This is a genomic window from Conexibacter stalactiti, assembly GCF_033542075.1.
Lineage (GTDB): Bacteria > Actinomycetota > Thermoleophilia > Solirubrobacterales > Solirubrobacteraceae > Conexibacter > Conexibacter stalactiti.
This window is the reverse complement of the sequence record NZ_JAWSTH010000168.1, coordinates 1-7,351: the sequence shown is the minus strand read 5'-3', so window position 1 is coordinate 7,351 and position 7,351 is coordinate 1. Positions and strand designations below refer to the sequence as shown.

Sequence of the window (7,351 nt, the reverse complement as noted above, 5' to 3'; positions counted from 1 at the left end):
GCCGCTCGCCGACGCCGCCGTCCCCAGCACGACGCCGCGGCTGGCCGCGCCGGCCGCCGTCGCGCGCGTCCGCCGCGACGCCGGCGCCTCCGCCGGCGGCGACGCGAGACTCGTGATCTTCGCCGCCGACGACGGCGCGCGGCTGGCCTGGACGGTGCGCGCCGACGCCGACAGCACGCACCGCTACGCGTACGTGATCGACGCGAACACGGGCGCGATCCTGAAGCGCTCGAACCTCGTCCGCGCCGCCAGCGGCGAGGCGACCAGCGTCTGGTCCTACGCGCCCAGCGACGACACGCTGACGAACCCGCGCTTCCAGGTCGGCAACGACGGCGAGGGCGGCTGGAGAGGGATTCCACGGGTCTTCAGAGACGGCTGGATCACCGCGCCGCACGGCTCCAGACTGCAGGGCGAGAACGCGCACGTCTTCTCCGACGTCGACGACGACGACCGCGACGACACGCTGGAGGAGGTCGCCGCCAACGCCTTCCTGCCCGACGCCGACGAGACGCCGGTCTGGGACTACCCTTTCAGACGCGTCCCCGGCTGGGACTACTGCACGGTCATGTACCCGTGCTCGTGGACGGCGCTCTACGAGCAGACGCCGACGCTCGGCTGGAAGCAGAACCGCGAGCAGAACGCGGTCCAGGTCTTCTGGTTCCTCAACACCTTCAAGGAGCACCTCGAGGCGGCGCCGATCGGCTTCGACGCCTCGTGGGGCAACTTCAGCGGCGACGACTACGTGATCGGGCAGGCCAACGACGGCGCCGACGGCTCGATACTCGTCAGATACTCCGACGGCAGACTGGCGACGATCGACCACCACCCCGATCTCGACCACCTCGACAACGCGAACATGTACACGCCGCCCGACGGCGAGTCGCCGACGATGCAGATGTACCTGTTCATCGGCGCGAGAAGAGGCGGCATGCCGGACGCCAACGGCGGCGACGACGCCTCGATCGTCTTCCATGAGTACACGCACGGCCTCTCCAGCCGCCTGATCACCGACGACAGCGGCGTGCAGGCGCTCAACGCGCCGCAGGCGGGCGCGATGGGGGAGGCGTGGAGCGACTGGTACGCGATGGACTACCTCGCCGGCGAGGGCTGGCAGGTCGACACGTCCGCCGAGGGCGAGGTGCTGCTGTCGAGCTACATCAGCGGCGGCACGACCGGCGCGCTGCGCGAGGCGGCGATGGACTGCCCCGTCGGCAGCGGTGACGCGGCCTGCGCCGGCGGCGGCTTCACCTACGCCGACTACGGCAAGGTGCTCGACGGCTACGGGCCCGAGGTGCACGCCGACGGCGAGATCTGGGGACAGACGCTGTGGGACCTGCGCACGGCGCTGGTCGACGCCGCGGTCACCGGCGGCGGCACCCCCGCCGACGGGATCGCGACCGCCCGCCTGCTCGTGACCGAGGGGATGCGGCTGGCGCCGCCGGAGCCCTCGTTCCTCGACATGCGCGACGCGATCCTCGCCGCCAACGTCGCCGACGAGAGCGCCGACGAGCCGACCAGAGCCGCTCGCCGCGAGCTGCTGTGGGAGGTCTTCGCCGGGCGCGGGATGGGCTACTACGCCGAGACGTACGACGGCTGGGATCCCGCGCCGGTCGCCGACTTCGACCTCCCGCCTGACGAGAGCGGCGGCCCGGCGCTGCTGTCCGGCACCGTCACCGACACCGGCACCGGCCTGCCGCTGGCCGGCGCGACCGTCCGCCTGCCGGGCCCCGGAGCGCCGAGCGACGAGACCGACGCCGACGGCCGCTACGAGATCCCGAACGCCTGGGCCGGCGCCGACTACCCGCGCCTGATCGCCGAGCGCAACGGATACCAGCGCGCGACGGTCGACCCGCCGGCGATCGCGCCCGACGGCTCGACCGTGCAGGACCTGGAGCTGCGGCGCAACTGGGCGCTGACCTCCGGCGGCGGCGTCGTCGACAGCGCGACAGGTCCCGACCTGACCGCCATGCAGTGCGGCCCGGTTCACGCGCTCGACGGCACCAGCGCGTACGGCTGGGGCAGCTACCAGCCGGGCTACGACGGCTCGCTGCATGAGCAGTACGGCCTGCCGAGAGTCGCGAGAGGGTCGCGCAGACTGGTGCTGAGACTGCCGGCGGCGGTCGACGTCAGCAGATTCGCGATCGATCCCGGCGCGATCTGCGGCGATGACGACAGCGCCTCGCTCGCCGGCTTCCAGATCGAGACCTCGGCCGACGGCACGACGTGGAGAAACGCGCTCGCCGCGACCTTCGGCCGCGCCCACAACCACAGACTCAACGAGCTGTCGCCGAACGCCGGCACGACCGCCGGCGTGCGCTGGGTGCGCCTGACGATGCTGAGCGCGCAGGGCGGCGGCAGCAGCGGCACCTACTTCATGGACATGGCCGAGCTGGCCGTCTTCGGCACCGCGACGAGACCGGTCGATCCGCCGGATCCGCCCGACCCGCCGGACGACCCTGACCCGGACCCGCCGGACGACCCCGATCCCGACCCGCCGGTGACGCCCGTGACGCCGCCGAGCGAGCCGCCGCCGGCCCCTCCGGCCCCGCCGGCCGACCAGACGCCGAGAGGCGGGGACGCGCCGCCGAGCGCCGACGCCGACAAGCCGAAGCTGGAGCAGGCCGCGGTCGTGCTGCCGAAGAAGCGCAGCCTCGCGACGCTGCTCGGCCGCAAGGGCCTGCCCCTGAAGCTGCGCGCCGACAAGCGCGTGAAGGTGATCGCGACGATCACGCTGACCGCCCCGACCGCGCGCAAGCTGAGACTGACCAGACAACGCAACGGCGTCGTCGCGATCGCCCGCCTCTCCAACGCGACCGTCAAGGCCAACCGCGCCACGACCCTGCGCGTCAAGGTCCCCCGCAACACGGTCGTCTGGCTGGAGCGCCTGAAGCTGCGCAAGCTCGACTTCGGCGTCGCGATCCTCGCGACTGACGCTCAGGGCAACGTCACCTCCAGAATCCTGAAGGCGACGGCGAAGCGGTAGCTTCGGCGGCCCCATGCGGGACCTATCGCCACAATAGGTCCACGTCGCGACGCCGGTCCTGAACGCGAGCAATAGCGTGCCAGACAATCCGTGGTCGTCATGGGGTGGCCACGAGCTTGATCAAGGGGACCCGAGATGCAAAGGCTCGCTTTCGCGATGGCGCGCACGATCACGCTGTTCGTACTCGTCGTGGCACTCAACGTCCTCGGCACGGGAGCGGCGCGCGCCGGTCTCGCGCCAGACGGCCAACTCCCGATCGGCGGTTGGTGCGGACCTGCGGCCAGCTCGATGACCGATGCGGCCGGCGCCGAGACGCAGATGTCCCGCCTCGCCGCCGCCGGCTTCAACGTGGTGATGCATCCGTGTGATCCCCTGGTCTCGTGGTGGGACGTCGCGACGACCAGACGGGCGCTCGCAGCGGCCGGCAATCACGGCCTCAAGGTCATCGTCAACGACGTGCGCCTCGACAACGCGTTCAGAACCGGGACGACGGCGCAGCTCGACGACGTCATCGCCGACTACAGCTCCTATCCGGCGCTCGGCGGCTACGTCCCCATGGACGAGCCACGGCCCGATCAGTTCGCAGCTCTCGCGACCGTCGTGAGATACCTGCGCGATCACGACCCGGCTCATCCGGTCTTCACCAACGTCTATCCGAACTACGTCACGGGGCTCGGGAGACCGTATCCCGAGTATCTCGACGAGTACCTCGAGACGATCCAACCCACGGTTCTCAGTTACGACAACTACCGAACTTCGCTCTTCTATCCGGTCAACGGAACTCCGCAGACCTTCTTCGCGAACCTCGTCACTGCTCGCGACGCGGCGCGGGCGCACGGGGTCCCGTTCTGGCAGGTCGTGCTGGCAACCGAGCACACCGCCGTGGTGGGGGCGCCGACGGCCGCGCAGAAGCTGTGGGAGGGAATGCAGACGCTCGCCTACGGCGGCAAGGGCGTCATCTTCCTCACCTACTGGACGCCGGCCGATCCCTCCTACAGAGAAGCGATGATCGCAAGAGACGGAGTTCCGACGTCGCGCTACTACGAGATGCCGGCCGTCAACGCGAGACTGCAGACGATCGGCAGAGAGCTGCTGTCGACGGATCATCGCTACACGTTCCAGACGGGCCCGGTCGCCGACGGAGGGATCACTCGGCCGGCCGGCGCGCCGGCGCGCGTGACAGGTTCGGTGCCGACGACCGTCGGCATCTTCGACAAGTCCGGCTACGTCTACACGCTGGTCGCCAATCGCGACGGAACCAACGCGATCAGAACGACGACGCAGATCAGCTACGGTGCCTCCCTGCCGGAGCGGTTGTCGGCGTCCGGGACATGGTCGACGCCGACGCCCAACGCGACCGGCGGCAGCAGCCTCGCCAGCTACACCACCGACCTGGCGGCGGGCGATGCGGTGCTCTACCGCGTCAGAACGCCGCTGCCGCTCAATGACGAGGTGCTGTTCGGCCGGGTGCGCGACAACGTCGGCAACCTCTACTCGGTCGACTCCTACGGCGGTGTCTCGCACATCGGCCTCGCCGGCTGGGGGCAGTGCCCAGACGGCTACAGATACGTCGCTCGCAACGAGTGGACGAACGGCTTTTGGCTGTGCGCGCGCGCCGACCTCGCCTCGCGCGGTTTCTACGCCGGCAACGTGATCAACAACTACGCCCTCTTCTATCGGGCACAGAGCGGCAACATGCTGCCCCACGGCCGCGGTCAGGCCTGGAACTCCTGCCCGGCGACGTCGAGACTGATCGGAGCCTCGGTCGAGCCCAACGGCTTCTGGGTCTGCATCGACGCCGCGGGGCGACTCGGCCCGGAGGCGGTCTTCGGTCGCGTCCGCAACAACGTCGGCGAGTGGGACGTCGTCGACTCGGCAAACGGAGTCGTGATCTCCGACGGTGCCGGCTGGGGCTACTGTCCGGAGGGCTACGGCTACGTCGGCAAGCACGAGTGGTCGAGCGGCTTCTTCCTCTGCGCGCGCGCCGACCTGATCCCGCGGCTGTTCTACGCCGGCAACGTCGTCAGCAACAACGGCACCTACTACAGCGTGCAGTGGGGCGCCGTCTCCATGCTCGGAGCGGGCGGCTGGAACCAGTGCAATGGGAGCAGCAGACTGATCGGGAGACTGGAGACGCCCGACGGCTTCTGGCTCTGCATGCAGTGAGGCTCGACTACGGCCGCGTCGGCGGCTCCCGGCACTCAGCGCGCCTGCGACGGCGGCTCGGCCGCCGGTGCGTCGTCGTCGCGCTGCTGCGCCAGCGCGGCGGCGAGCTGGTCACGGCCGCTGACGCCGAGCTTGCGGTAGGCGTTGGAGAGGTGGAACTGGACGGTCTTCGAGACCACCACGAGCTGCTCGGCGATCTCGCGGTTGCTGTTGCCCAGCGCGGCCAGCCGCGCGATCCGCAGCTCGCTCGGCGTCAGCGCCGCCGCCCCGCTGGTCGCCGCGCGCCGCGGCCGCCCGCCGGCCGCGACCAGCTCGGCGCGCGCCTGTTCCTCCAGCACGGTGGCGCCGAGTGCCTCGGCGAGCGCCAGCGCCTCGCGCAGCGGCGGCCGCGCCTGCTCGAACTCGCCGGCGAGACGCAGCTCGGCGCCGAGCGCGACGAGCGAGCGCAGCCGCTCCAGCCGCGCCGGCGATCGCGCGAGCACGTCGGCCGACTCGCGCAGCAGCTCGATCCTGCGCTCGCCGCTGTCGGCGGCGAGCCCGGCGACGCGCAGCGCCGCGCCGAGCGGCCGTGCGAGCGAGAGCGCGCGCGCCAGCTCGGCCTCCTCGGCGGCGAGCGCCGCGGCGCGTGCGCGCGCGCCGGCGCGCAGCTGGGCGAGCGCGACCTGAGAGCGCCACGGCGTGAACGGATGCGTCGTGTCCATCGCGGAGATCAGCGCGCCGCACCCTTCGAAGGCGCGCAGCGCACCGGCCGCGTCGCCGCGCAGCAGCAGCATCCGGCCCTCGGCCTCCAGCAGCATCGCGTAGGGGATTGAACCCGCCCAGCGCTCCGCCGCGTCCGGCACGTCGAGCATCCGCTCGGCCGTGGCGAGGTCGCCGCGCTCGAGCGCGACGAGCGCGACGACGGCGCGCGCGGCCGGCTCGTACATCTTCCAGCCGGGGGTCGCGAGCGCCCGCGCGGCGTCGCGCTCGGCCGCCGCCAGGTCGCCGCAGTAGTACTGCGGCCACGCGCGCAGGTAGGAGGCGGTCGCGAGCTGCTGCGTCGCGCCGTTGCGCTCAGCGTGCGCGACGGCCTCGTCGAGCACCAGCTGGGACTCCGCGAAGGCATCGGACCACGTCAGCGTCGCGGCGATCTGCGACAGCACGATCCCCTGCGCGTCAAGCTCGTCGAGGATCCGGCCGCCGGCCCAGGCGCGCATCGCCGTCGCGACCGCCTCCGCCGGCGGGGCGCTGCGGATCCCCTGCTCCAGCGCGACCTCGGCCAGCAGCGCCCGCTCGCCTCTCGTCGTGCCGTCGGCCGGCGTCGCCAGCAGCGGCGCCAGCCGCCGTTGCGCCTCCGGCCGCAGCGAGGTCTCGAAGCGCGCGGCGCTGATGAAGCCGGCGCGCAGCTCGACCGTCAGCTCGTGCAGCGCGGCGCGCGCCGCCGCGTCGCCGTCGGCGTGCGCGTTCGTCTCGTCGCCGCCCCGGCCGGCACCGCGGTCGTCACCGGCCGGGAGGAGGTCGGTCGCGCGGCGGGCCGGCCGGCCGCCCGTCATCGTGTCGGCGCCCAGCTCCGCCAGACCGCGGTCGAACGCCGCGGCGGCCTCCTTCAGCGCTCCGGCCGCGAAGCGGGCGCGGCCGATCCACAGCAGCGTGTCGGCGCGCGCGACCGGCGTCGGCGCCAGCGCGAGCGCCTGCGTCAGCGTCTCCGTCGCCTCCGGCAGACCGGCGGCCGACTCCGCCCGGCCGAGCTGCGCGAGCAGCGCGCCGCGCTGGCGCTGCGCGGGCGGCTCTTCGAGCGCCCGTCGCAGGTAGCGGACGGCGGACTCGGGCACGGCCCGGGCGCGCGCCTGCGCGGCGGCCGCCTGCAGCAGCTCGACGGCGTCGGCGTCGCCCGCCGGCAGCGCGCGCATCAGGTGCGCGGCGACCCGCTCGCTGTCGGCCCGCTCGTCTGACAGCAGCCGGGCCGCCGCGGCGTGCATCCGCGCACGGGTGGCCGGCGCCAGCTCGTCGTGCAGCGACGCCCGCACGATCGGATGCGCGAAGGCGAGCGGATCGACGCGCGCGAGGATCCCGCCCGCGAGCAGCTGGTCGGCGGCCGCCGCGGCGTCGTCGAGATCGGCCTCGGCGAGCCGCGCCGCCTGCCGCAGCGGCGCCCCGTCGCCGAGCACCGCGCCGGCGTGCGCGAGCCGCGTCGCGAGCGGGCCGAGGCGGCTGAGCTGCCCG

3 protein-coding genes are annotated in these 7,351 nt (G+C 72.8%); 2 read left to right on the top strand and 1 reads right to left on the bottom strand.

The window, feature by feature from the left end:
- Both R7226_RS30370 and R7226_RS30365 read left to right on the top strand, forming a co-directional pair.
- A partial coding sequence (locus R7226_RS30370) for a M36 family metallopeptidase (protein WP_318601263.1) occupies positions 1–2,983 on the top strand: 2,983 nt, incomplete at its 5' end.
- A gap of 135 nt (positions 2,984–3,118) precedes the next feature.
- Positions 3,119–5,149, top strand: coding sequence for a hypothetical protein (locus R7226_RS30365; protein WP_318601262.1), 2,031 nt, complete (start codon positions 3,119–3,121; stop codon positions 5,147–5,149).
- A gap of 35 nt (positions 5,150–5,184) precedes the next feature.
- Here the strand turns inward: R7226_RS30365 and R7226_RS30360 are convergent.
- A partial coding sequence (locus R7226_RS30360; RefSeq protein WP_318601260.1) for a helix-turn-helix transcriptional regulator occupies positions 5,185–7,351 on the bottom strand: 2,167 nt, incomplete at its 5' end.